Source organism: Actinoplanes sp. NPDC023936 (assembly GCF_040639325.1).
In the GTDB taxonomy this organism is placed as follows: domain Bacteria; phylum Actinomycetota; class Actinomycetes; order Mycobacteriales; family Micromonosporaceae; genus Actinoplanes.
The window spans coordinates 21803-46805 of sequence record NZ_JBEZZR010000013.1; the positions used below are offsets into that span (position 1 = coordinate 21803).

Sequence of the window (25003 nt, forward strand, 5' to 3'; positions counted from 1 at the left end):
GCTCAAGCCAGCAGTGACCGGCCCCAGAAGTCGTCGGCCGCCTGCAGTCCCGGCGGGCAGGCGAAGATCCCGCTGGAGACGTGCCGGATGTACTCGTTCATGGAGTCCCTCCTGGCCAGGGAGGTCTGCACGGGGATGAAGCCGCGCCGCGGGTCCCGCTGATAGGCGAGGAAGAACAGCCCCGCGTCGAGCCGGCCGAGCCCGTCGGAGCCGTCGACGAAGTTGTATCCGCGCCGCAGCAGCCGCGCCCCCTGGTTCTGGGTCGGGTGGGCGAGACGGACGTGCGCGTCCACCGGGATGACAGCAGTGTCGGAAAGGTCGGGCTCGTCGAACTCCTGACCGCCGGTGAGCGGCGCCCCGGTGCCCTTGGTCCGCCCGACGATCGTCTCCTGCTCGCCCAGCGAGGTCCGGTCCCAGGTTTCCACGATCATCCGAATCTTGCGGCTGACCAGGTACGACCCTCCGGTCAGCCACGCCGGCCCGTCCCCGTCGCGGACCCACAGATGCTCGTCGAGAAGCGCCGTCTCCTCGGCCTTCAGGTTCGCCGTGCCGTCCTTGAACCCGAACAGGTTGCGCGGCGTCGCCTGCGACGTCGACGTGGACGACGTGCGTCCGAATCCGAGCTGCGACCACCGCACGCTCACCACACCCATGCCGATCCGCGCGAGGTTCCGCACCGCGTGCACCGCGACCTGCGGATCATGGGCGCAGGCCTGGACGCAGAGGTCGCCGCCGGAGATCTTCGGGTCGATCGCGTCGCCGGGGAAGTGCGGCAGGTCCTCCAGGGCCTCCGGGCGCTGCCCGCTCAGCCCGAACTTGCGGAACAGGCTGGGTCCGAATCCGATCGTCAGCGTGAGCCCGGAGGCGGGCAGCCCGATCGCCTCACCGGTGTCGTCCGGCGGGGCCTCCGGGATGCCGCCGACCGCGCCGATCGTGCCGGCGTCGAGGCCGGCGGTCATCCGCGCGGCGGCGGCGGTCCAGTTCTCCAGCATCGCCACGAGCTCCGCGCGTGTGCGGGCGGTGACGTCGAACGCCACGAAATGCAGCCGATCCTGGGCCGGGGTGATGATGCCGGCCTGCCGTACCCCGTAGAAGGGGATCGCGCCGGCGTTCCCGGCCGACGCCTGTCGCTCCTGCTCGGTGAGAGCGAGCACGCCGCCGGTGGCGGCGATGCCGGCGACGCCGGCCCCGGCCAGCCCGATCATCCTGCGGCGCTTCACTCTTCTCAGACCTTTCGTGGGTACGGGCGGACCACGGCCGTAGTCATTTCCCGGCGACCAGGGCCGCGACCTTGCTGATCGGCTCCGCCAGGGCGTTGATGTCGTCGCTGAGCACCTTGAGCTCGGCCTCGGTCAGCTGGTTGTGCAGCTTCCAGCCGTCACCGGCCCGGTGCGTCTCCAGCGACGCCTCGACCACCGCGAACCGCTCGTCGAGCGTCTTCACCAGCGCCGGGTCCTTCTCCTCCAGGGCCGGGCGCAGCGCCGCGATCGCGGCCTGGGAGCCCTCCACGTTGGCGGCGAAGTCCCACAGGTCGGTGTGCGAGTAGCGGTCCTCCTCACCGGTGATCTTGCCGGTGGCGACCTCGTCGAGGAGTTCCTTCGCGCCGTTGGCGAGCTGGAGCGGGGACAGCGCGGTGCTGTTCGCCAGGTCGACGATCTTCTGCACGTCGGCCAGCAGCTTGTCGGCGATCGGCCCGGACTTGCTGATGTCCCCGGTCTGCCAGAGATCCTTCTCGATCCGGTGGTACCCGGTGAAGTCCTGGCCCGGTTCCACTCCGTCCTCGCGGCCGTCGATCGCCGGGTCCAGGTCGCCGAAGATCTCCGCGACCGGCTCGATCCGCTCCCAGTAGGTGCGCGACACCGGGAACAGCGCCTTCGCTTCTGCCGCGTCGCCGGCCTTGACCGCGGCCACGAACTCGGTGGTCTTGTCGATCAGGGCGGCGGTCTGGCTCTTCACGTACCGCTGGTAGTCCTTGGTGGCCTGGGCCAGCTTGGCGTCCTCGGTGAGCGGCGCGCTGGACCCGGTCACGGTGAAGCCGTTGCGGATGCCCTTGCCGACCATCCCGGGCTTGCAGGCCGTCTCGTAGGTGCCGGCGGTCAGCTCGACGTGCAGCTCGCGGGAGAGGCCGGGGGCGATGTTCTCGACCTCGCCCATCACCCGGTCGCCGGGTGCGTAGACGTAGAACTCGGTGACCTTGTTGCCCTTGTTGGCGATCGCGAAGGTGACGGTCCCGGCGGCGGACTCGGACGTGGCGACCTCGCAGGCGGTGTCCGAGGCGGCCACGGCGATCGGGCCGTCGCCGGCCGCGCCGCCGGCGTCGTCGGTGGACGACCCGCAGCCGGCGAGCAGCAGGAGCGTTGCCGCGGAAGCGGCGGTCAGGCGGCGCATGGTTCTCCTAAGGAACTTTCTGCAGGGTGGGTTTTCGGGCCGGCCTCTGTCGGGCGGGCCAGAGGAAGAGCACGAGGACCGGGACGCCGTACGCGAGCCAGGCGACCGTCTCCAGGACCGTCGGCGCGGGCGTGAAGTTGACCATGCCGCGCAGCAGTTCGGCGTACCACGTGTCGGGCGGGAACGCGCCGCTCACGTCGAACGCCAGGGTGTCCAGGCCGGGCAGCACGCCGGCCTCCTGCAGGTCGTGCACCCCGTACTTGGTGATGCCGGCCGCCACCAGGACCAGCAGCGCGCCGGTCCAGGTGAAGAAGCGGGACAGGTTGATCCGGACCGCGCTGACGTAGAGCAGCCAGCCGAGCACGACCGCGGTGAGCAGCCCGAGCGTGACGCCGAGCAGCGGCCGCGAGTTGTCCCCGGCGCCCTGCGCGGCGGCGTAGAACAGGATCGAGGTCTCCAGTCCCTCCCGGACCACCGCGAGGAACGCCACCGAGGCGATCGCGAACGGTCCGACCCGGACTGCTTCTTCCATGCGTCCGCGCAGCTCACTGCCGATGCTGCGGGCCATCCGGCGCATCCAGAAGATCATCCAGGTGACGAACGCGACGGCTACGAACGACGCGATCGCCTCGAACAGCTCCTGCTGGGTGAAGGACAGCCGGGCGATCCCGGCCTGCAGCAGGACCGCCACCGCGATGGAGAGCGCGGCGGCGGCGGCCACCCCGGCCGCGACATGACGCAACAGGGGCCGGCGGCCGGTCTTGACCAGGAAGGCGACCAGGATGGACACCACCAGGGTGATCTCCAGACCTTCCCGGAGACCGATCAGGTAGATGGCGCTCAACGCGGCTCCTGAGGTAAGGCATACCTAAGTGCTGGTGAGGCCAACCTTCTTCTATTCGGTTGTAGAAGTCAAATCTCAGGACCGGGCCATCGCGGCGTGCAGCAGTTCGCCCAGGTCGTACGCGGCCTCGCCGGTCCAGATCAGAGAGAACACGGCAAGCGCGACCGGCAGCGCGCAGAGGATCGCGGCGGCCCGGCGGCCCGGCGGCCGCAGCAGGTTGCTGACCCGGCGCGGGACGACGCCGCCGGCCGCGTGCAGCCCCGGTTTCCGCCGTGCCGTGGCGGCCAGGGCGGCGATCCCGATCGCCTCGGCCACCGTGCGCCGCGAGCCCACCACCGTCGCCGCCCGCTCGTCGGCGGCCCGCTCCACCAGGTAGTCCACCTGCCGGGTCACCCACCACAGTGCCGGATGCGCGGCCGACGCGAGCTCGCTGATCCGCACCAGACGGTGGTGCCGGGAATCGAGATGATCCTGCTCGTGGGCGAGCAGCGCCGCGAACTGCTCGGCGGAGAGCGCGTCGCGCATGCCGGTGGTGACCACGACGTGACCCGGCTTGCCGGGCACCGCGTAGGCGTGCGCCGCCGGGTCCGGGACCACCACCACCGGCTCGGCGGACTGCCCGGCGATGAGCAGAAGACGCCGCTGCCGCCGCCAGGTCCATCCGATCGACACGGTGGCGGCGGCCAGCAGCAGCACGCTCAGCCACGACACCCACGGCTCGCGGGCCGTGTCGTCCGCGACGACCCGCGCGGACCAGCCGAGACCGCGACCGACCGGGGGGATCTCGGCGACCGCCTTGAGGGCGAAGACCGCCAGGTTCGCCAGGCTGGCGAGCGCGGCGCCGGCCGCCGACCAGGCGACCGCGGAGGCGGCGATCCGCGGCGGCAGGTGCTCGGCGACCAGGCGCACCGCGATCACCAACAGTGGCGGGATGATGACGACGGATACCAGGAAGTGGTCGAACATCGTCTTTCCTCTCACGGTGCCCGGTGCTCGACGCCAACGTAGCGCGTCCACGCCCGCGAGACCCTATGTAGAAAACCGTGCGAGGGTCCGCTACGGTGGCCCGCATGACCACGCCCGTCCGAGTGACCACCGCCGTGTCGAAGGTGCTCGCCGCGCTGCTCGAGGACCCGGAGGCCGAGCGTTACGGCCTCGACCTCATGCGCGCCAGCGGCCACCCCAGCGGCACGCTCTATCCGATCCTGCTGCGACTGCAACGCGCCGGCTGGGTGCAGGCCGAGTGGGAGGACGTCGACCCGGTCGCCGCCGGCCGGCCCGCCCGGCGCTACTACAAACTGACCCCGGACGGCCTGGTCGCGGCCCGCACCGAGCTCGCCGCCCTGCGCCAGCAGCTCGACCGGGCGCTCGGCGGCGCCCCGAAACCGAGGACCGCATGACCGTCGTCGACCGCCTCGCCCACCGCGCCCTCGACCTCGCCGCACGCCGCTGGCCGGCCGAGATCCGCGACGAGATGGCCCGCGAGTGGCACGCCGAGCTCGCCGCGATCATCGCCGAACCGCACGGCACACGACAGGCCATCGGGTACGCGATGAGCCTGCTCGCCGCCCCACCCGTGCGGGACGGCAGTGGCGCTCCACGCGGCTGGGCCGAGACCACCGGGACGCTGATGCCGGCCGGCGCGCTGCTCTGCGCCGGGCTGCTGACGCTCGGGGCCGCGCAGGTCGCGCGCTCCCTGGTCGCGGTGCTGTTCCCGCTGCTCGGCATCGAGGATCACAGCTTCGGCGCCTGGCTCGCCACCGTGGCCGAAGGCGCGTTCGTCGCCGGCTGGTGCCTGCTCGCCGGCTGGTGGCTGGGCCGCCGCGCCCCGATCGAACCCGGCGCCCGCCTCGGACCGGCCACCGCGGCCGGGTTCGCCCCGCTGCTGCTCGTGCCCGCCCTGCTCGCCCCGGCGCTGGCCGGGCAGGATCCGATCCAGATCCTCGCGCATCTGGCCGGGCTGCTGGTCTGGGTTCCCGGCATCGCGCTGGCCGGTGTCGCGGTCGCCCGCGGCCGCCGCCGCGCCGGGACGCTGCTGGTCGTCGCGCCGCTGGTCAGCGCGGTCGCGGCGGTCGCCGCCACACTGCCGCTCGCGCTGTCCAGCCAGGAGGGCTGGGCCGGCGGCCTGCGCGCGGCCGCGGCGTCGCTGACCGGCGGTGAACCGCCCGTCGAGTTCACCACGATCGGGGAGGGGGCGCTGACCAGCCGGACGTTCCACTACCTCGGCCCGTGGGCGGTCACGCTGACCGTGTTCGCGATCCTGGCCCTCGCCTACGGGATGGCCGCGCGCCGCTCGCGGGCCCTGCCGGAGACCGTGCCGGCGCCGCCGCCCGGCGACGTGCGCCCGGTGCCGGTCACGCTGCTCACCGCGGTGGGCGCCGTGTGTGTCGCGCTCGCCGTGACCGGCTGGGCCTACACCCTCGCCATCCTGGACCCGGCGATGCCGCTGGTGTCCGAGGCCGCGCCGATGCCCGGCGGTGACGGTGAGATCTACCTGTGGGTGGCCGAGCTGCGCTGGGGCGCGATCCTGCTCGCCGCGACGGGCATGCTGGTCGCCGCCGCGGACCGCCGCCGGGCCGGCCCCGCCGCGCTGATCCTCGCCGGGCTGCTGGTCGCCGCGGACGGCGTGCTGCTGCGCGCCGGCGTCACCGGCGCGGGCGGCCTGCGCCTCACCCTGCTGATCGGCGCCCTCGCCGCAGCGGCGACCTGGCTCACCGCCGGCGGCCCGGCACCCGCCACCCGGGAGGCGGCCGCCGGGACGGGCGGTGCCGCGCTGGTCGGCGGGCTGATGCGGCGGCGGGTGACCATGGCGGCCGTGATCGCGGCCTGCTGTGCGCCGCTGCTGCTGGCCCAGGGGACCCCGGGCGTGAACCATCCGTTCCTGCCGCGCGGGCTGCAGCTGACCACCACCGGTCTGGCGGTCCTCGGCGTGCTGCTGGCCGTGATCGCCGCCGTGACGCTGAGCCGGCTCCGCCTGCCGTGGTGGGCGGCCTCCGCGCTGCTCGCGCTGCCGGTCGCCGCGGTGACGGTCAGCGGGCTCGCGCCGGTGCCGGTGAACTCCGAGGAGAGCGGGAACGCGCTGGCCGGGGCATTCGTCGGGATGCCGCTCGCGGTGCTCACCGTCGCCCTTCTCGGGTGGCATCGGGAGCGTTCGGTACCCCGTACCCTCGCCATGGTCGTGGCGGGAATCCCCGGGACGCTGGTGCTCTGGCTGGCCGCCGTCTTCGTCCTGTCGATCGTGCCCAGCCTGCTGTTCTCGATCGAGGGAACCGGGTATCCGGCCGATGGCGTCTCCGTCGTCCCCGGCGCCGCGCTGCTGGTCGTGCCGCTCGCGGTGCTCGCCGCGGCCCGGCTCGACCCGCGCGTGGCGACAGCGGATCCGGCCGGTGGCTCTACGGTGGAGGGCAAGCCCATCGCAACCGTGTAGGGAGAGCCGGATGAGTGCCCCAGACGTCGTGATCACCGGGCTGGGTGCCACCAGCCCACTGGGCCCCGATGTGGAGACCCTCTGGCAGGGCCTGCTGGACGGCCGGTCGGGGGTGCGCCGGGTCGACGAGCAACTGCGGGGGTACGCGTTCTGGGAGCAGCTGTCCCCACGGATGGCCGCCCCGATGGCGGTGTCCCCGGACACCGTGCTGCCTCGCGTGCAGGCCCGCCGCCTCGACCGCTGCGAGCAGGCCGCCCTGGTCGCCGCGCAGCAGGCGTGGGCGGACGCGGGCGCCCCGGCGGCCGAGCCGGAACGGATCGCCGTGGTGATCGGCACCGGCATCGGCGGGGTCACCACGCTGCTCGGGCAGGACGACCTGATCGAGGAGAAGGGTCCGCAGAAGGTCTCCCCGCTCATCATCCCGATGATGATGCCGAACGGGCCGGCGGCCTGGGTGAGCATCGAGCTCGGCGCGAAGGCCGGCACCTATACGACGGTGTCGGCGTGCGCGTCCGGCGCCGAGGCGCTGACGCTCGCCGCCCGCCTGATCCGCTCGGGGGAGGCCGACGTGGTGGTGGCGGGCGGCGCGGAGGCGTGCATCACGCCGCTCACGATCGCCGGGTTCGCCCAGGCCCGGACGCTGTCCAAGCGCGACGACGAGCCGGAGCGCGCCTCCCGGCCGTTCGACGTGGACCGGGACGGGTTCGTGCTCGGCGAGGGCGCCGGCGTGGTCGTCCTGGAGCGGGCCGAGTTCGCGGCCGCGCGCGGCGCCCGGGTGCTGGGCCGTCTCGCCGGGTTCGGGGTCACCTCCGACGCGCACCACATCACCGGGCCGGACCCCGCCGGGAGCGGCCAGATCCGGTCCATCCGGGCGGCGGTCGCCACCGCCGGGCTGACCGCGGCCGATGTGGACCATGTGAACTGTCACGCCACGTCCACTGTCGTCGGCGACATCGGCGAGGCCACCGCGATCCAGGCCGCGCTCGGTGACCACGTGGTGCTGACCGCCCCGAAGTCCGCGCTCGGTCATCTGGTCGGCGCGGCCGGCGCGGTGGAAAGCATCATCACGCTGCTCACCATCCGCGACGGCCTCATCCCGGCCACGCTGAACCTGGAGAACAAGGCGCCCGAGGTGAAGCTGGACGTGGTGACCGAGAAACCGCGCCGCCAGCAGGTGCGCGCGGCCGTCTGCAACTCGTTCGGATTCGGCGGGCAGAACGTGTCGCTGCTGTTCACGGCGGCATGACCGGCGGTGTGCGCGGTGACCTGAGCAGAACGGGGGGCATCGAAGTCCGCGGGTGAACGGTACGGTGCTGAGCGTGAACGGGCGTCGAGTGGTGAGCGACGACGAGGTGATCCGCGCGGCGTGTCACTTCTTCCTGCGGCACGGCACGATCGACATGGACGGTCTCGCCGCGACGATGTGCATCAGCCGGGCCACCCTCTACCGGGTGACGCACGGCCGGGACCGGCTGCTCAGCGACGTGCTCTGGCGCCTGGGTGACCGGATGCTCGGCGAGGCGCGGCGACGGCGTACCCGAAGCGGGGTCGATGGCGCGATCGAGGTGACCCACCGGTTCGCCGAGCAGCTGCTGGCCTCCGAGCCGTTCCGCCGGTTCCTCGCCGCCGAGCCGGACGCCGCCGCCCGGATCCTGCTGACCCACACCGGCCGGCTCACCGAACGGGTGGTGGTCACCCAGCAGGAGATCTTCCAGGAGGTCGGCCTGGACTCGGCGAGCGCCGACACCGCCTACCTCTACGTGCGGATCATCGAGTCGGCCCTCTACGCCGAGCTGGTCGCGGGCCGCAGTGCCGACCTGGGCGTGGCCGAGCAGGCCGCCCGGACCCTGCTGCTGGCAGCGTGCTGAGACAGCCGTCGCAGCTTGCGCGGTACCCGTGGCGTAATTGATCGACGATTGCTTATGGTGCGGCATTGCCAAGATTGCTGGCTGACGCGATCTCGACGAGGAGACCGATGCCGACACCCGCCTCACGCTCGCGTCACTGGCAGTGGCTGCTGATCCTGCCCGCCACCGCGCCGCTGATCACACCGCTGGCGAACCGGATCGAGCCGACGCTGCTGGGCGTGCCGTTCTTCTTCTGGTACCAGTTCGCCTGCGCGGGACTCGCGATCGTCGTCATCACCGCGGTCTACCTGAAGACGCGTGAGGATCACCATGAGTGACCGGCAGATCGAGGTCGGCGTCTTCCTCGTGCTGATCGGCCTGGTGCTGGTGCTGGGCTTCGGCGCGGCCCGCTGGCGCGCCCCGGCCGACCCGCACAGCCTGGAGGAGTGGGGCGTCGGCGGGCGGTCGTTCGGCAACTGGGTGACGTGGTTCCTGATCGGCGGGAGCATGTACAGCGCGTACACGTTCATCGCGGTGCCGGCGCTCACCTACGGCGTCGGCGCGATCGGGTACTTCGCGGTGCCGTTCGCGATCATCACGACGCCGATGACGTTCCTCTTCACCACGCGCGCCTGGTCGGTGTCACGCCGGCACGGGTTCGTCACGCTCAGCGAGTTCGTGCACGCGAGGTTCGGCTCGCGCGGTCTGGGCGCCGCGGTCGCTGTCACCGGCATCGTCGCCACCATGCCGTACGTCGCCGTGCAGCTCCTGGCCCTGCAAGCGGTCCTGCGGACGGTCGGGTTCGGCGGCGAGTGGCCGCTGCTGGCCGCCGTGACGGTCGTGTCGATCTGCACGTTCCGCTCCGGGCTGCGCGCGCCCGCCCTGCTGTCGGTCGTCAAGGACGTGCTGATGGCCTGGTTGCTGCTGACCGCCGTGCTGATGGTCGCCATGTACGGCGGCTGGGACCACGCCTTCCAGCAGTCCGCCGAGCACTTCGCCGCCACCCCGAACCCGGGCGACGGCCTGCTGCTGCCGCCCACCGGCCACCTCGGCTTCCTCACCCTGGTGATCGGCTCGGCCCTGGCGATCTTCGCCTATCCGCACGCGCTCGTGGGGATGCTCGCGGCGAAGGACCGGGCCACGGTACGGCGTAACGCCGCCGCCCTTCCGATCTACTGCATGGCTCTGGCGCTGATGGCGCTGCTCGGATTCTTCGCCCTGTCCCGGGGAGTCACGCCGGTCGACGGTGACCTGAACACCGTCGTGCCCCGCCTCATCCACGAGTACTTCCCCAGCTGGTCCGCGGGGATCGCGTACGCCGGCCTCAGCGTCGCCGCCCTCATCCCGGCCGCCGTCATGTCGATCGCCGCCGCGAACGCGTTCACCCGCAGCCTGTTCCGCCCCTACCTGCGCCCGGACGCGTCCCCGGCCGTCGAGGCGCGGGTCAGCCGCTGGGTGTCCCTGCTCGTCAAGTTCGGTGCTGCGGCGCTGATCCTCGCCGTCGACCCGACGTTCTCGGTCGACCTGCAACTGATCGGCGGCGTGATCATCCTGCAGACCATCCCGGCCGTCTTCGTGGGCCTGCTGACCGGGTGGTTCCACCGGGCGGCGCTGCTCGCGGGGCTGTTCACCGGCCTGGCGGTGGGGTTGTGGATGCTCTACGACATCCCCGAGCAGGACGGCACCGGCCACTTCGGCGGGTCGAGCTGGGAGCTGAGCAACGGCAGCAGCGTGTACGTCGGGATCCTCGCCCTGATCGCGAACCTGATCGTCACGGTGGCCGGGACGCTGATCCTGCGGGCGACGGGCAACCCGGGCGGCGTCGACGCGACCCACCCGGACGACTATCTGGCCGACGCGGGGGACGCGAAGCTGAAGCGCCTGGACGGCCTGATCGACGGGCTGCCCCGGCGCGGGGCGGTGACGGTCGACGGGCGCGGCGAGCACACGCCGAGCCACGCCCACCGGCCGCCGGTCCGCTCCTCCCTCGACTGACCGGCGATCCGCTGGACGGGCGGCCGCGCACGCGATCGGCTTTCACGTGCGCTCGCCGCCCGGTCACCGGTGGTGGATCGCGGAATGCCGGGCCACGCCATTCCACGATCCACGCCAGCCGAGGACAGCGCTCACGACTAGCTGGTCCGGCTGGTTGTCAGTGCTCCCGGACGCGTCAACGTTGCCAGGGCGGGGTCATCGCCGCTGCGGGTGCCGGGCCGACGACCAGGGCCGGGCCACCCATCAGCGCGAACCGTCGTTACCCGGCGTGCCGACATCCGCGGTCAACGCCGCGCTCTACGGAAACCCGCGGACGCCCCACGCCCCACAGAATGACGCAAACCCCCACCGCTCCACGGTCACCGGCGACTGACCGTGACGCGCGGCGGCATCGGAGCGCCACCGGGCGGCGGAGCGCCACCGGGCGGCGGGTATCAGCCAGCAGGGTCAGTGCTGCTCCGGCAGCGCTGACAGTGCTGGTTGGTTGAGGAACACTCTGCCTGCGGAAACGTGGCGTGGCCGCCGCTGACCAGTCGCCAAGCCACCCGCTGGGCCGGCGGAGCGTAGGCCAGAGCGGCTATCCGGGCTTGATCACATGCCTGGGCTACGGCCGGGCGACGCCAGCCGTAGGCCTGAGCGGCTATCCGGGCTTGATCACATGCCTGAGCTACGGCCGGGCGACGCCAGCCGTAGGCCTGAGCGGTTATCCGGGCTTGATCACATGCCTGAGCTACGGCCGGGCGACGCCAGCCGTAGGCCAGAGCGGTTATCCGGGCTTGATCACATGTGTGAGCTACGGCCGGGACGGCGCGTTCCAAGATCGGGGGAGGCCACCTCGCGACAGCCGTGTAGGTCGAGTATCTCTGCTGGTAGCGGAGTTTTCAATGAGCCAGCAAGGTCAGCGCTGCGCGCCGCTGGTCCAGCCGGTCGCCAGCGCGGCTGCACTGCGCGCCGGCTGGACCGGCTGGTCCGGCTGGTTGTCAGCGTGACTGGCATCCGGCCGAGGATCTCTGGTCCGACGAGTTTGTGCTGGTCGGCGGTGAGGACTCACCCCTGCGGCCGAAACCGTGACGCTGGAGCAGTTGACCGCGACGCATTGGGTCAACTCCTCCACGGGCCGTCGGAGCGCCGGCCGGGAGTTGCCGGGATGACCGGCCGGGATGGCCGGCCGGGATCAGCGGCACCGGCCCGGAAGCCCGCGCCTCAGTACCAGATCTGCAGGCGAAGCTCGGAGGGGAGGCGCTCGTCGTCGGCCGACACCCGGAACCGCGCTTCGCCGGGACTGTCGGTGATCACCTTCATCGAGATCCAGTTGTCCGGGTCGTGCAGGACGAACTCGCCGTACCCCGATGAGATGGTGCCGTCGAACAGGACCGCGCCGTCGAGGGCCAGATCCTCCGACTCGTCCTCGAACACCTCCACCGACACCGGTCCGTCCACGGAGGTCCGGACCTTCAGGTAGACGGAATCGGGCCGCGCGTGCACGGGAACGCGGCCGTGGTAGCCCTCATGGGTGTCCACGGACTGCACGTCCCGGAAGATCAGCAGTCCGTGCTGGGCGAAGACGCGGAAGGATCCGACGAAGCCGTCGTCCTCTGCGGAATGCTCAGCTACCACGACGATCACCCTACCGTTCCGCCGGCACAGGTGGGCCGGCCCGCACAGGGGGACCGGCCCGCACAGGGGGACCGGCCACGGGTGGCGCGTGAACGGACGGGAGCCCGCAGCCGCCGGCCACGGGCTCCCGTCCGTCAGGCCGGCTGGTAGACCAGCAGGTCGGTCGGTCCACCCAGCTCGGTGCCGCGGGCGGACAGCTCGCGGGCGCCGGGGGAGAAGTAGTGATCGGAGTACACCCCTGACGCGTCGGTCGCGGTGTTCGTCACCATCGCTCCCCTGATCATGCCGGCGACCAGCTGCTTACGGATCTTGCGCCAGGTCTGGAGCGCCTCCTGGTCGTCGGTGGAAGCCGACAACTCGGAGATGCCGAGACGACCGGGCGTCTCCGGGCCGAGATCGATCGACAGGCTGTCCGGATTGGTGGCGCCCAGAGCGTACGGCGGGCGCCGCTCCATCGTGAGCGGACGGATGCCGAGCACGATCCGCCGGACCTCCGGGGGCAGCTGGAGGGGACCCTCCAGACCGCCCTCGGCGACCAGCTCGGCTCGGTAAGCGGGCGTCCATGTCTCGAACGCCATCCACAGCCCCCGATCGGTGACCCAGCCGGCGACGAGCTGCGCGATCTCGTCACGGGAGGCGTGGAAGGGAAGGCTCAGCCTCGCCATGATGCCCCTCGGTCCGGACGTCCTCATCGATGCGGTGAGCCGCGCCGATCGCCAGGGGAGGGCCGAACCACGACCCACTCCCGGCGATCGACGCAGCACCACTGCGGGATCACAACGCGATCCCAGATGACCTACAACTCGATCCTTGATGACCTACAGCGGGAAAGCGTTATGCCACGGCGGCGCCAGATCATCCGCATCCACTCCGAGGCTGATCACGATCTCCTCCGCCTCCTGCACCGTGCCGACGGTGGCGACGACGGTGCGATCGATATCCGGCTCGTAGAACGAGATGTCATCGTCGATCAGATTCCGGGGAATCTCCACGGTCGACACCCTGAAGGTCCCGTTCCGCAGCGGAGCGATCCACACCCACGCATACCGATCGTCCACCTTGGGGGCGAGTCGCGCCGAGATCACCCCCTTGGTCATCGTCAGACGGTTCCTGACCTCGGTCTTCACGATCACGTCCCCCAGAAGATCCTGATGATGTTCCCGCCGAACGCGGAATCCCCGAAGGTGTGAACCTGCAGATGGGGCGCCCCACCGTGGGGATTGTTCGCGCCGTGACCCAGCATTCTGCCATCGGCGTCGACAGCGTCGTCCCAGTGATAGGTCCCCTCTTTCGTTCCGCCCCAGAAGTTCTTCCAGTGCTCGGAGGACTCCCACTTGAACGGGTCCGTCGTGTTCACATATCCGTCGCCCTGGAAACGCCGCAGGAACAGCTCCTCGGCCTCGGATCGACTGCCGACATGGATCGCCGTCTCGCCCCGGTCCAGGGCCCTGCTGGCACTGTTGACCCGGGAGCTGCTCCACGGGATGTCACAGTTGTGGACGAGGACTGCCTGATCACCGGCGAACACGTAATACGTGTGCAGGTCGTTGACGGTCAGGTCGTACGTGCGCTGCGAGTCCCCGTACTCCCGGAGGCCGTTGATCCTGATCTTCTCGCCGTCGTCGGTGCGCAGTTGCTCGCCCTCGCGCAGGTCGCCGGCGTGCACCCACGCCTTCCTGGTCATCGACCAGAACGGGTGTGTCGCGGTGGTGGTCAGCTCGCCGCCGCCGGCGATCGTGACGTCGACGAACTCCTTGTCGGTGTCGGTGCGGATGGTGTGCTCGACCTGCCGTGCGCCGGTCTCGCCGGTCACCGGATCGGTGGCCGTCACCGTGTCGCCCGGCTTGAGCTCGGCGATCGACTCGGACGAGCCGTCGGCGAGCAGCACCCGTGTCGCGGCGGTGAAGCTGTGCGCCGGCTGCATGGTGTCCTTGCAGCGCTGCGGCCCGGACTTGGCGTCGCCGGCGCCCTTCTTCGTCTTCGCCTTCAGCTTCGCGGCTTGCGCCTTGGCTCGGGCTTGCGCCTCGGCGGCGGCCTTCTTCGCCGCTGCCTCGGCCGCGGCTTTCGCCTTGGCCGCCTTCTCCGCCGCTGCCTTGGCAGCTGCCGCAGCCGCGGCCTTGGCAGCCTCGGCCGCCTTCTCGGCCCCGGCCAGGACCATCCTGGCCCACTTCAGTTCCTGGAAGAAGGTGAGGACGGCCTTGCCGGCCCGGTAGATCGCCTCGGCGATCTTCTTGGCCTTGAAGATCTTGCCCCAGGGCAGCGCGCCGACGATCATCATGGCGCATCCGCCGAGGTCGCCCTTGAGGCAGTTCATCAGGTCGTTGATCCCGAGGAACTCCATCAGGACCTGGCCGCCGGCTTCGAGGATGACGTCCAGGGTGCTCTTCGACTGCAGCTGGTTGGCCTTGGCGATGTCCTCCGGCGACGGCCCGGTGTCGACAGTGGTGCCCTCGGCCGCGGCCGGGTCGGCGCCGGTGCCTCCGGCGTCGGTGACCATGCCGGTCGGGTCGGAGAACGCGAGCGGGTTGTTGGAGGCGTAGGTGTACGACGAGGTCGCTTCCTTGGTGACCGGCATCGGGTCGCGGGTGGCGAACCGGCCGGTGCCCGGGTCGTAGTTGCGGGCCCGCAGGAAGTAGTTGCCCTCACCGGTGCTGGAGTCCTGGTAGGCGCCGTGGAACCGCATCGGGTTCTGCGGGCTCGCCGCCTCCGGGATCTGCTGGCCGGCCAGTGACTCGCCGACCCGCGGATTGCCGAACGGGTCGTAGTCGTAGCCGGCCTCGACCGTCCCGGCCGGCGACAGCATGTTCGCGATGCCGCCGAGCCAGTCGTGGGTGTACGAGTGCGTGTTGCCCGCTTCGTCGATCAGGCCGAGCGGCTCGTCGTCCGGACCGTACGCGAAGTCGCGCTTCTCCAGGATCGCCCCGCCGCGTTCCACGGTGTCCACGGCGATCTGCGGCAGCGTCCCGGCCATGTCCCAGGAGAAACGCTGAGCGGTGTCGCCGGAGGTCGCGGCGAGCCGCATCCCGTCGGCGCCGTAGGAGTACGCCGTGGCGACGCCGCCGACCTCGGCGGTGGCGACGCTGTTGTCCAGGTGGTAGGTGAGCTTGTCGCCGCCCGCCTTGACCTGGTTGCCGCGCTCGTCGTAGTCGTACGTGGTGGTGCGCAGGTGCGCCCGCCCGACGAGGTGCTCGGACTGCAGCTGGTCGGCCGCGTCGTACTTGTAGGTGGTCAGATCCTCGCCGGCGGTGCCGGTGCGCTTCTGCGACGTGCGGTTGCCCACCAGGTCGTAGGTGTAGTCGATCCGGCCGGCCGGTTTCACGTCCTTGCCGCCGCAGCTCGCGACGGCGTAACAGGCCGAGGTGACCCGGTCGTTGTCGTCGTAGTCGTACGCCACCGACTCGGCGACGCCGCCGCGCGTGGTGATCACCCGGGTCGGGTTGCCGACCGGGTCGAGGCTGATGTCGTACCGGGACACCGGGTCCTGCACGCCCGGCACCGGGTCGCCGGCACGTTCGGTGCCGACCGCGGTGAGCCGGCCGGCCTGGTCGTAGGAGCGGTTCTCCACCAGCCCGGTGGCCGGCGGCAGCGTGGTGCTGGTCCGCTGGCCGGCGATGTCGTAGCCGAACGCCCAGTTCGCGCTCGGTGTCCGCAGCGCGGTGACCTGGCTGTCGGCGTCGTAGTCGTAGCCGACGGTGGTGCCGTCCGGGTACTGCCGGGAGGTGACGTTGCCCCGCGCGTCGTAGCCGTAGGTGAACGTCTCGTCCGGGCGGCCGGCCTCCTTGCGGACGACCGACGTGATCTGGTCCTCGTCGTCGTAGGCGACCTCGCGGACGCCGAGCGGGTCACCGTAGGAGGTGGTGCGGTCCTCGGCGTCGTAGCCCCAGCGGTAGACCGGGCCGGCGGTGCCGAGCTTGCGTTCGGTGCGGCGGCCGACGATGTCGTACTGGTCGACGACCGTCCGCTTGGCCTTCTCCTTGGCGCTCAGCAGCCACGGGACCTCGAGGGTGTTCAGCGACAGGATGCCGACGGCGTTGCTCTCCGCGTCGTAGGTGACGTTGGTGGAGCGGCCCAGCGCGTCGAAGCTGCGGACCGGGCGGCCCGCCTCGTCGTACTCGATGCGGCTGCGGTTGCCGCGCGGGTCGATCACCGCGTCGACGGCGCCGTCCCTGCCGTAGTCGTAGACCGTCGAGGCGCCCAGGACCGAGTCCGGCTCGGTCACCGTCCGGGTCTGGTCGTCGGCGGTGTACGTGTACCGCGTCGTGTTGCTGTTCGCGTCGGTCGTCGCGATCAGCCGGTTCGCGTCGTCGTACTTGTACTTGGTCTCGTGGTCGAGCGGGTCGATCACCCGGACCTGGTTGCCGGCCGCGTCGTACTCGTAGTGGGTGGTGTACTTCTCCTTGTCGGCGCCCTCGACGTTGCCGCGCGGCTCGGTCCTGGCGATCAGGAGACCGTCGCCGTCGTACTCGAACGTCGTCACGCCGCCGACCGGGGAGATCTCCTTGATCTTGTGGCCGGCCGCGTCGTACTCGGTCTTGGTCTGGCTGCCGCCGGCGTCGCTGATCGACGTCTGCCGGCCGGACCTGTCGTAGGCCATCGACGTCTTGCGGCCGAGCGCGTCGGTCGAGGACGTCACCTCGCCGGTGTTGGCCCGCTCGAACGTCGACGTCTTGCCGAGCCCGTTGGTGGTCGAGGTGGTCCGGTCCAGGTCGTCGACGGCGATGTCCTTCACGACGACCTTGCCATCCGGGTACGGGCGCCGGATCTGGATCGGGTTGTCGTTGCGGTCGTAGACGTACGTGGTGGTGAAGTCGGCCTTGTTCGCGCCGGGCACGTTGCCGCGCGGCGAGGTGACCGTCTCGGCCAGGCCCTTCGGGTTGTACGTCCAGCTCGTGACCAGGTCCGGCTCGTCCTTCATGTCCACGGCCGAGGTGAGCCGCCGGCCCGCCGGCGTGTACGTCATCCGGGTCGTGGTCCGCTCCCCGGTGACCGTCTTGACCTGGCCGGTCGGGTAGTACGCGTAGGAGGTGCTCACGCCGGCCGGGCTCACCGTGCGCGCCAGGCGGCCGGTCGGGTCGTACACCGACACCGACGGGGTGAGGCGTTCCGGCCTCAGGGTCGCGACGACACGGTCCTGGTCGTCGTAGGTGACAGTTGTCGCGTTCTTCCTCGGGTCGATCGACACGACGGTGCGGCCGGTCTTGTCGTACACCGAGGACGAGCGCCGGCCCTCCGGGCTGACCACCGCCTCGACCAGGCCGGAGTTGCGCTCGCCGGGGGCGATCGTCTGGTACGTGGTGACCTTGCCCCGCTGGTCGGTCTGGCTGACCGGCCGGCCGCGGGAGTCGTAGGCGTACGTGATGGAGTGGCCCTCGGGGTCGGTGCTCTTGACCAGTTCGTCGAACGCGTTGTACTCGTCGATCCACTTCTCGCCGTTGGCGTCGACGTGGCTGGTCGGGTTGTTGCGGGCGTCGTAGGAGACCTTCTCGCTGAACCGGCGCTGCGGCGCGAACCGCTCGACCGGGTTGCCGGCCGCGTCGTAGGCGGTCTCGTGCTGGTTGGCGTTGCCGTTGACGACCAGGTTGCGGTTGAGCGTGCCGTCGTACCGGTGGTGGCTGGTGTCGCCGTTGCCACGCTGGGTGTAGAGCAGCACGTTGCCCTTGTAGCCGTCCCAGACCACCACGTTGTCCGCGTCGGTGGTCTTGGCCTCCTGCTTGCTCGCGTCCCAGGTGAACGCGGTGGCCGCGCCGAGCGCGTCGAGCTGGCGGGTGACCCGGCCGTTCTCGGCGTACTCGTTGGTGACGGTCGTGACGTGGTACGGGTCGATCACCTTGGTGAGCCGGGCGCCGGCGTCGTACTTGTACTGCCAGAACTCGCCGCGGGCGTCGCGGGCCTTGGTGAGCAGCCCGTCGGTGTACCAGAACTGGACCTTGCGCAGGTCCTCCAGCAGGATCGACTCGATCCGGCCGGCCTCCAGCTTGACCAGCGCCTTGTGCCCGGACGCGTCGGTGACGGTGATGCTGTCCGTGCCGTGGGCGAAGCGCAGGCCCTGCTGGCGCGGGTTGAGGATCGAGGTGAGCCGGCCCTGCGCGTCGAACGCGTAGACGATGTTGTTGCGGGTGACCAGTTCCCAGCCGTCGCCGGCGCGGCGCAGCGTGGACCGGACGCCCGGCGGGCGGCGGTACCCGTCGCCGTCGGCCGAGAACAGCGTGTCCGAGCCGTCCTCGGCGCGGACCACCACGCCACCCTCGGCGGCGCTCACCTTCAGGTCGTACGCCCAGGCCCAGCCCGGTCCGAACGCGGACGGGCCGGTGTTCAGCGAGGAGTACGCCCGGGTGGAGGCGAAGCCGACCCCGAACGAGGTGAGCGCCAGGTCCTGCTCCGCCCGGGTGAACGCGCCGGTGCCGGTGTTCACGCCGTTGGCCCGGATCGCCTGACTCGCGTCGGTCATCCCGAGCGCCACGCTGCATCCGCAGCCGGCCGCCTGCCGGTCCGGAACCGCCGGCGGGTCGATGGTGGTCCGCGGCGTGGCCTGGTCGGACGCCGCCGACGGGACCTCACCGTCCGGGTAGAGGCCGGTGATCGTGGCGAAGTACTGCTTGGTCGCGTCGAGCTGCCAGCCCTCGGCGCTGCCCAGCGACTTGCAGTAGGTGCGCGGCTGCCCGCACTTGCTGGTCTCCAGGGCGTCCTTGCCGAGCGTGACGGACTCCTGCTTGGTGCCGGACGCGACGTCGAACAGGTCGACCCGCCACGTCTCGAAGCCCGCGTCGGCGAGGTTGAAGTAGACGACCAGCGACGTGTCGCCGACCACGAAACCGGGCCGTAGCAGCAGGTCACGGAACGTCTCGCCGGGCGCGAAGGCCTTCGCCGCCCGCAGATCCGCGGCGGCCTTCTCCGGCTCGCCGCCGGCATTCACCTGCGGCGGTACGACCGGAGGGCGCTCGTCGTCGCCGACGGCTTCGGTGGACGCGGCGTTCGCCGGCAGCCCGCGCTGCTGCGGCTCGGCGCCGCCGGTGACTCCGGGGACCGCCCCGGGTTCGGCCCGCGCCGGCCCGGAGACCGGCGGGGCAAGAGTGAGGACGAGTAAGGCCGCGCAGAAGCCCGCAACCTGGCGGGCACGCGGAAACCTGTGTCTAGACATGGACGGACATACCTTCCCCCGTAGGATTCGACCGCCCCCGAGGGAATCACGTTCATCGATGGCTGTGAGTCTTAATAAAGATAGACATTGGTCTATTGCATATCTCCCCGGTACGTGCCAACCCTCAGCCGCTTCACAGGGCCTTCACAGCGTGTGGCGTGAGATGACTCGGCAGAGCGGCCGGATAATCGCGCCGGCCGCCCGACGGGGGAGGACTCCATGATCGAATTTCGGTGGCGAGCGGTCACCGCGGCGGCCGGCGCGGTAGCGCTCACGCTCGCCGGCGTGGGCGTCGCCGAAGCGGCGGCCGCGCCGCCCGCGTTCACGTTCCTGGCCGCCACGCCGAACGTCACGGCCGAGCGGTACAGCGACGGCGACGGCGTCTACCTCGCCCTCGACCTGGGGCTGCACGTGATCGCCGGCAAGGACCCGTTCGAGATCCGGGCCAAGCGCGCCGGGTACGACAAGCCGATCACCGCCCACCGGACGGTGGTCGCGGGCGGCAAGAAGACGTCCGTCGCGCTCCCGGCCGGGACGGTCACGGACTTCTCCGGCCTCAAGGACTTCACCACGATCGTCGTCAAGGACAAGGCCGGGAAGGTGGTCACCCAGTACAAGACCCCGTTCTGCGGCAACTCGTACTCCTCGGGACGGACCCGGCGGGACGCTCCGGCGACCAATCCGTACCCGACGCGGTGCGGCGGGGAGAACCCGTTCACCCTCGGCGCGATCTGGGGTGTCCAGGCCGGCTGGGACGCGACGGTGGCCGACCAGCCGGCGAACGGCGCCGGGCTGTCCAAGCTGACGGCCGGCAAGTACACCGTGACGGCCACGGTGGACGCCAAGTACCAGAAGCTGTTCGCGATCCCGGCGAACAAGGCCACCGCGAAGGTGACGGTGACGGTGGTCGACGTCAAGGACGAGGAGATGCGAGCCTCCGCCGCCGCGGCACCGGAGAACGCATCGGGTGAGCACGGCCGGCACCACGGCGAGGGGGACGCCAGCCGCCAGGTGTCGTCCCGGCTGGCCGAGTTCCGGGCCGCCGCCCGCCGCCCCGCGCAGCTGAAGGCGGTACCCGCGACCGGGCCGAAGCCGGACCTCAAGTCGCTGCCGGCCTGGGGCATCTCGCTCGCCGAGGGCGTCAACGAGAAGACCGGCAAGCCGAACGGCAGGTGGTACGTCAACTTCGGCGCGACGGTGTGGAACGCCGGCACGTCCCCGCTGCTCGTCGACGGGTTCCGCCGCACCGGCACCGAGCTGATGGACGCGTACCAGTACTTCTTCGACGCCAAGGGCAAGCAGGTCGGCTCCCGCCCGGCCGGAACCATGGAGTGGGACGCGCGCGAGGGTCACCTGCACTGGCACTTCACCGACTTCGCGCAGTACAACCTGCTCGCCGCCGACAAGAAACTGGCGGTGCGCAGCGGCAAGGAGGCGTTCTGCCTGGCCAACACGGACGCTGTCGACTACACGATCGCCGGTGCGAAGTGGCGGCCGGAGAACACCGACCTGGCGACGTCCTGCGGCGCGAACACCGTGGTCGCCGTGCGTGAGGTGCTCGACATCGGCAACGGTGACACGTACAGCCAGGACCGGCCCGGCCAGTCGTTCGACATCACCGGACTGAAGAACGGGACCTACTACATCCAGGTCCTGGCGAACCCGTCGAAGAAGCTGGCCGAGCTGAGCACCGCCAACAACACGGCGCTGCGCCAGGTCATCCTCGGCGGCACCGCGAAGAAGCGGACCCTGACCGTGCCGAAGGTCTACGGCATCACGGGCTGATCCACCGGGGCGCTGCCACTGCCGTGCGCAGCGCCCCTTTCCGGATTGACAACGTTGTATAGTCCTCAGCTGTGCCGCCTGGGCTGAAGGACGTCGCCGCGCGTGCCGGTGTGTCGATCAAGACCGTCTCCAACGTGGTCAACGGCTACACGCACGTGTCGGCCGGCACTCGAGCGCGCGTGCAGGCGGCCATCGACGCGCTCGGTTACATCCCGAACGCGGCGGCCCGGCAGCTGCGCACCCGGCGTTCCGGCGTGATCGCCCTGGCGGTGCCGGAACTGCAGTCGCCCTACTTCGCCGAGATGGCCGGGCTGATCGTGCAGGCCGCCGAGCGCCGCTCCTGGACCGTGCTGATCGACCAGACCGACGGGCAGGCCGAGCGCGAGCGCAACCTGGTGGCCGGTCTGCGCCGGCACGCCATCGACGGCCTGATCTTCAGCCCGCTGGCGCTGGCCGGTGAGGAGCTGGCCCGTGGCGGCGACACGCCGATGGTGCTGCTCGGCGAGCGGGTGTGGCACGGCCCGGCCGATCATGTGGCGATCGACAACACCGAGGCCGCCGCGGACGCGACCCGGCACCTGTGCGGGCTCGGCCGGCGCAGCGTCGCGGCGATCGGCGCGCAGGACTTCGCGTCGGCGGTGACCGCGCACCAGCGGCTGGCCGGTTACCGGGCGGCGATCGAGGAGGCCGGCCTGACCTGGGATCCGCGGCTGGTCGCCCGGGTGGAGCGGTTCCACCGGGCCGACGGGGCGGCCGCGATGGCCGCGCTGCTGCAGCGGCCCCGGCGGCCGGACGCGGTGTTCTGCTTCAATGACCTGCTGGCGCTCGGCGCGATCCGGACCCTGCTCGAACAGGGGGTCCGGGTGCCCGAGGACGTGGCCGTGATCGGCTTCGACGACATCGAGGACGGGCGGTTCAGCACCCCGACGCTGAGCACCGTCGCGCCGGACACGGCACGGATCGCGCGGCTCGCCGTCGACCTGCTCGCCGAGCGGCTCGGCGACGGCCCGGCCGCGCTGAACCCGCCCCGGGAGGTTCGGGTCGCGCACCGCCTGGTGGTCCGGGAGAGCACCGCCGGCTGACACATCGAGCCATGTAACAGCATCTTTACAACGTTGGTTCCAACGTTGTAAACAGGAGCCATGACAGTGGCGCGGCTCACACTTGACCCGTCCTTCGTCGTCGGCCCGGTGGACCGGCGGCTCTTCGGCTCCTTCGTGGAGCACATGGGCCGTTGTGTCTACACCGGCATCTTCGAGCCCGGGCACCCCCGGGCCGACGCCGACGGACTGCGCACCGACGTGCTCGATCTGGTCCGCGAGCTGGGCGTGACCACCGTGCGCTATCCGGGCGGCAACTTCGTCTCGGCGTACCGCTGGGAGGACGGCGTCGGCCCGGTGGGTGACCGGCCGCGCCGGCTCGACCTGGCCTGGCGGTCGATCGAGAGCAACGCGTTCGGGCTCAACGAGTTCATGCGCTGGGCCGCCCTGGCCGGCGTGGAACCGATGATGGCCGTCAACCTCGGCACCCGCGGCGCCGCCGAGGCCGCCGAGCTGGTGGAGTACTGCAATCTCCCCGACGGCACCGCCGCGGCCGACCTGCGCCGCAAGCACGGCGTCGCCCGGCCGCACGACATCCGGCTGTGGTGCCTCGGCAACGAGATGGACGGCCCGTGGCAGATCGGCGCCCGCTCCGCCGCGGAGTACGGGCGGCTCGCCGCCCAGGCGGGGCACGCCATGAAACGCGTCGACCCGACCATCGAGCTGGTCGCCTGCGGCAGCTCCGACGCGAACATGCCGACCTTCGCCGCGTGGGAGGCGACAGTCCTGGAGCAGGCCTACGACCAGGTCGACTACCTGTCCCTGCACACCTACTACGACCCGGAACGCGACGACGAGGCCAGCTTCCGCGCCTCCGCGGTGCACCTGGACGGCTACGTGGACGCCGTGCTCGCCACCGCCGACCACGTCCGCGCCCGGTTGCGCCGCACCAAGCGGATCCGGCTCGCCCTCGACGAGTGGAACGTCTGGTACAAGTCCCGGCTCGTCGAGCCCGAGGACCGCGGCATCGAGGACACCCCGGCGCTGATCGAGGACGACTTCACCGTGACCGACGCCATGGTGGTCGGCAACCTGCTGATCAGCATGCTGCGGCACGCCGACCGGCTCACCGTCGGCTGCCAGGCGCAACTGGTCAACATCATCGCGCCGATCCGGACCGCGCCCGGCGGCCCGGCCTGGCGGCAGACCATCTTCCACCCGTTCGCGCAGACCGCGCGGCTCGCGCGCGGCACCGTCCTGCGGCCCGCGCTGAGCGCGCCGGCCATGCCGACCGGCCGGTACGGCGAGGTGCCGGCCGTCGACGCGGTCGCCACCCTCGACGGCCGCACGCTCACCGTCTTCGCGGTCAACCGCGGCACCACACCGATCACCCTGCACCTCGACCTGCGCGCGTTCGGCGGGCACCGGCCCGGCGAGCATCTCGTGCTGGCGAGCGACAACCCCCACCTGTCCAACACCGCTGAGCACCCGGAGCGGGTCACGCTCGGGTCTTCCCGCAGCACCACGGAAGTCCTGCTCGCCCCGGTCTCCTGGCACGCGCTCAGTTTCACCATCGAGGAGAGACAGTGAACCCCTATCTGACCCGACGCGGCGCGCTGGGGCTGGGCGCCGGCGCCGGGACCGCCATTCTGCTCAGCGCCTGCGGCGACAGCGGCCCCAACGAGAAGGTCACCGGCGGCGGGCCGGACGCCGCGCCGGCCGCGACCGCCTACACCGGCCCGGAGGTCTCCCTCGCCTTCTGGAACGGCTTCACCGGCGGTGACGGCGCGTTCATGAAGACGCTCATCGACCAGTTCAACACCGAGCACGCGAACATCAAGGTGTCGATGAACGTCTACCAGTGGGCCGACTACTACCAGAAGGTGCCCGCCGCGGTCTCCAGCGGCAACGGCCCCGACCTGGGCATCATGCACGTCGACAGCGTCGCCACCAACGCCGCGCGCGGCGTGATCCTGCCGCTGGACGACCTCGCCGCGTCCCTGAGCCTGACCGAGGACGACTTCTCGCCGCCGGTCTGGCAGGCCGGCGTCTACAACAACAAGCGCTACGGGATCCCGCTCGACGTGCACCCGCTCGGCCTGTTCTACAACAAGGCCGTCTTCGAGAAGGCGGGGCTCGACCCGGAGAAGCCGCCGGCCACCAACGACGAGTACCTGGCGGCGCTCGACAAGCTCAAGTCGGCCGGCGTCGAGGGCAGCTGGGCCACCCCGTTCCAGTTCACCGGGAGCCTGTGGTTCCAGTCGCTGCTCTGGCAGTTCGGCGGCGACCTGTTCGACGCCGGCGCCCAGAAGGCCACGTTCGCCCAGGACCCCGGCGTGCAGGCGCTCACCTGGTACACCGACCTGGTCCGCAAGGGGTACAGCCCGCGCAACGTGGCACAGGACGCCGACCTGGTGGCGCTGCGCAACGGCAAGAACGCGCTGAACTGGAACGGCATCTGGACGATCAACACGCTGGCGCAGGACACGAGCCTGCAGTGGGGCGCCGCGCCGGTGCCGCAGATCGGCAGCCAGAAAGCGGTGTGGGCCGGCTCCCACCAGTTCGTGCAGTTCAAGCAGCGGGCCCGCGACGACAACAAGCTGACCGCCGGCAAGGTGTTCATCAACTGGATCAGCCAGAAGTCCCTGGAATGGGCGAAGGGCGGCCAGGTCCCGGCGCGCAAGGACGTCCGGGAGAGCGCCGAGTTCATGGCCCTGCCGGCACAGGCGGCGCTCGCCCAGCAGATCGACTACGTGCGCTACCCGCCGTCGGTGGCCGGGATCGGCGACGCGCTGAACACCGTGGTCACCGCCGTCAACGAGTCGGTGCTGCTGCGCAAGGAGCCGGCCAAGGCGCTGTCCGACGCGGCGGCCAAGGCCGACCAGATCCTCGAGCAGAACCGCAAGAAGTACGGCGGCTGAC

Annotated in this window: 18 protein-coding genes; 10 read left to right on the plus strand and 8 right to left on the minus strand. The window is 71.1% G+C overall.

The annotated features are described in order from the left end of the window. Positions 1 to 2 precede the first annotated feature (2 nt). From efeB to AB0F72_RS18930, 4 genes are all read right to left on the minus strand, one after another. Positions 3 to 1220, minus strand: a complete 1218-nt coding sequence (gene efeB / locus AB0F72_RS18915; protein ID WP_360432511.1) for an iron uptake transporter deferrochelatase/peroxidase subunit — start codon at positions 1218 to 1220, stop codon at positions 3 to 5. A 43-nt stretch (positions 1221 to 1263) separates the two neighbouring features. Continuing rightward, positions 1264 to 2388 carry an iron uptake system protein EfeO gene (gene efeO, locus AB0F72_RS18920; protein ID WP_360432514.1) on the minus strand — a complete coding sequence of 375 codons (1125 nt, stop codon included), beginning with the start codon at positions 2386 to 2388 and terminating at the stop codon, positions 1264 to 1266. Between the two features lie 7 nt (positions 2389 to 2395). Next, positions 2396 to 3232 carry an iron uptake transporter permease EfeU gene (efeU, locus tag AB0F72_RS18925; protein WP_360432517.1) on the minus strand — a complete coding sequence of 279 codons (837 nt, stop codon included), beginning with the start codon at positions 3230 to 3232 and terminating at the stop codon, positions 2396 to 2398. A 75-nt stretch (positions 3233 to 3307) separates the two neighbouring features. Then, entirely contained in the window at positions 3308 to 4198 is an 891-nt protein-coding gene (locus tag AB0F72_RS18930) for a M56 family metallopeptidase (protein WP_360432520.1), read from the minus strand. Between the two features lie 104 nt (positions 4199 to 4302). Here AB0F72_RS18930 and AB0F72_RS18935 point away from each other — a divergent pair, with 104 nt between their 5' ends. The 6 genes from AB0F72_RS18935 (at position 4303) to AB0F72_RS18960 (ending at position 10501) form a co-directional block, all read left to right on the plus strand. Next, entirely contained in the window at positions 4303 to 4632 is a 330-nt protein-coding gene (locus AB0F72_RS18935) for a PadR family transcriptional regulator (RefSeq protein ID WP_360432523.1), read from the plus strand. After that, complete coding sequence (locus tag AB0F72_RS18940) at positions 4629 to 6659, plus strand: hypothetical protein (RefSeq protein ID WP_360432526.1); 2031 nt, start codon at positions 4629 to 4631, stop codon at positions 6657 to 6659. The genes AB0F72_RS18935 and AB0F72_RS18940 overlap by 4 nt, the downstream gene beginning before the upstream one ends. 10 nt (positions 6660 to 6669) lie before the next feature. After that, positions 6670 to 7905 (plus strand): beta-ketoacyl-[acyl-carrier-protein] synthase family protein, encoded by a 1236-nt coding sequence (locus AB0F72_RS18945; RefSeq protein ID WP_360432529.1) that lies wholly within the window; start codon positions 6670 to 6672, stop codon positions 7903 to 7905. A gap of 73 nt (positions 7906 to 7978) precedes the next feature. Further along, the gene (locus AB0F72_RS18950) at positions 7979 to 8527 is read left to right on the plus strand and encodes a QsdR family transcriptional regulator (RefSeq protein ID WP_360432532.1); all 549 of its coding nucleotides are present in this window, start codon (positions 7979 to 7981) and stop codon (positions 8525 to 8527) included. A 107-nt stretch (positions 8528 to 8634) separates the two neighbouring features. Further along, positions 8635 to 8844, plus strand: coding sequence for a DUF3311 domain-containing protein (locus AB0F72_RS18955; RefSeq protein ID WP_360432535.1), 210 nt, complete (start codon positions 8635 to 8637; stop codon positions 8842 to 8844). Continuing rightward, positions 8837 to 10501 carry a sodium:solute symporter gene (locus AB0F72_RS18960; protein ID WP_360432538.1) on the plus strand — a complete coding sequence of 555 codons (1665 nt, stop codon included), beginning with the start codon at positions 8837 to 8839 and terminating at the stop codon, positions 10499 to 10501. The genes AB0F72_RS18955 and AB0F72_RS18960 overlap by 8 nt, the downstream gene beginning before the upstream one ends. Before the next feature lie 1203 nt (positions 10502 to 11704). On the opposite strand, the gene AB0F72_RS18965 is transcribed toward AB0F72_RS18960, so the two are convergent. The 4 genes from AB0F72_RS18965 to AB0F72_RS18980 all read right to left on the minus strand — a co-directional run bounded on the left by AB0F72_RS18965 (position 11705) and on the right by AB0F72_RS18980 (position 19256). Continuing rightward, on the minus strand, positions 11705 to 12118 hold the full coding sequence (locus AB0F72_RS18965; RefSeq protein WP_360432541.1) for a hypothetical protein: 414 nt from the start codon (positions 12116 to 12118) through the stop codon (positions 11705 to 11707). A gap of 134 nt (positions 12119 to 12252) precedes the next feature. Further along, a complete protein-coding gene (locus AB0F72_RS18970; protein WP_360432544.1) occupies positions 12253 to 12783 on the minus strand; it encodes a hypothetical protein in 531 nt (176 codons plus the stop codon). Between the two features lie 153 nt (positions 12784 to 12936). Beyond that, positions 12937 to 13245: a hypothetical protein gene (locus tag AB0F72_RS18975; protein WP_360432547.1), complete on the minus strand. Its 309-nt coding sequence runs from the start codon at positions 13243 to 13245 to the stop codon at positions 12937 to 12939. A gap of 2 nt (positions 13246 to 13247) precedes the next feature. Continuing rightward, positions 13248 to 19256: a polymorphic toxin-type HINT domain-containing protein gene (locus AB0F72_RS18980; RefSeq protein WP_360432550.1), complete on the minus strand. Its 6009-nt coding sequence runs from the start codon at positions 19254 to 19256 to the stop codon at positions 13248 to 13250. Between the two features lie 219 nt (positions 19257 to 19475). Here AB0F72_RS18980 and AB0F72_RS18985 point away from each other — a divergent pair, with 219 nt between their 5' ends. The 4 genes from AB0F72_RS18985 (at position 19476) to AB0F72_RS19000 (ending at position 25002) form a co-directional block, all read left to right on the plus strand. Continuing rightward, positions 19476 to 21041, plus strand: a complete 1566-nt coding sequence (locus AB0F72_RS18985) for a lysyl oxidase family protein (protein WP_360432553.1) — start codon at positions 19476 to 19478, stop codon at positions 21039 to 21041. Positions 21042 to 21112: 71 nt separating this feature from the next. Further along, on the plus strand, positions 21113 to 22123 hold the full coding sequence (locus AB0F72_RS18990) for a LacI family DNA-binding transcriptional regulator (RefSeq protein WP_360432556.1): 1011 nt from the start codon (positions 21113 to 21115) through the stop codon (positions 22121 to 22123). A 60-nt stretch (positions 22124 to 22183) separates the two neighbouring features. After that, entirely contained in the window at positions 22184 to 23671 is a 1488-nt protein-coding gene (locus AB0F72_RS18995; RefSeq protein ID WP_360432559.1) for an alpha-N-arabinofuranosidase, read from the plus strand. Beyond that, the gene (locus tag AB0F72_RS19000) at positions 23668 to 25002 is read left to right on the plus strand and encodes an ABC transporter substrate-binding protein (protein ID WP_360432562.1); all 1335 of its coding nucleotides are present in this window, start codon (positions 23668 to 23670) and stop codon (positions 25000 to 25002) included. Before AB0F72_RS18995 ends, AB0F72_RS19000 begins: the two co-directional genes overlap by 4 nt. The last annotated feature ends 1 nt before the right edge of the window (position 25003 follow it).

What these genes read in the sequence shown, in the direction of transcription:
- efeO (WP_360432514.1), bottom strand. Translation starts at nt 2,388, where the DNA reads ATGCGCCGCCTGACCGCCGCTTCCGCGGCAACGCTCCTGCTGCTCGCC.
- AB0F72_RS18930 (WP_360432520.1), bottom strand. Translation starts at nt 4,198, where the DNA reads ATGTTCGACCACTTCCTGGTATCCGTCGTCATCATCCCGCCACTGTTG.
- AB0F72_RS18935 (WP_360432523.1), top strand. Translation starts at nt 4,303, where the DNA reads ATGACCACGCCCGTCCGAGTGACCACCGCCGTGTCGAAGGTGCTCGCC.
- AB0F72_RS18940 (WP_360432526.1), top strand. Translation starts at nt 4,629, where the DNA reads ATGACCGTCGTCGACCGCCTCGCCCACCGCGCCCTCGACCTCGCCGCA.
- AB0F72_RS18945 (WP_360432529.1), top strand. Translation starts at nt 6,670, where the DNA reads ATGAGTGCCCCAGACGTCGTGATCACCGGGCTGGGTGCCACCAGCCCA.
- AB0F72_RS18955 (WP_360432535.1), top strand. Translation starts at nt 8,635, where the DNA reads ATGCCGACACCCGCCTCACGCTCGCGTCACTGGCAGTGGCTGCTGATC.
- AB0F72_RS18960 (WP_360432538.1), top strand. Translation starts at nt 8,837, where the DNA reads ATGAGTGACCGGCAGATCGAGGTCGGCGTCTTCCTCGTGCTGATCGGC.
- AB0F72_RS18970 (WP_360432544.1), bottom strand. Translation starts at nt 12,783, where the DNA reads ATGGCGAGGCTGAGCCTTCCCTTCCACGCCTCCCGTGACGAGATCGCG.
- AB0F72_RS18980 (WP_360432550.1), bottom strand. Translation starts at nt 19,256, where the DNA reads ATGTCTAGACACAGGTTTCCGCGTGCCCGCCAGGTTGCGGGCTTCTGC.
- AB0F72_RS18985 (WP_360432553.1), top strand. Translation starts at nt 19,476, where the DNA reads ATGATCGAATTTCGGTGGCGAGCGGTCACCGCGGCGGCCGGCGCGGTA.
- AB0F72_RS18995 (WP_360432559.1), top strand. Translation starts at nt 22,184, where the DNA reads ATGACAGTGGCGCGGCTCACACTTGACCCGTCCTTCGTCGTCGGCCCG.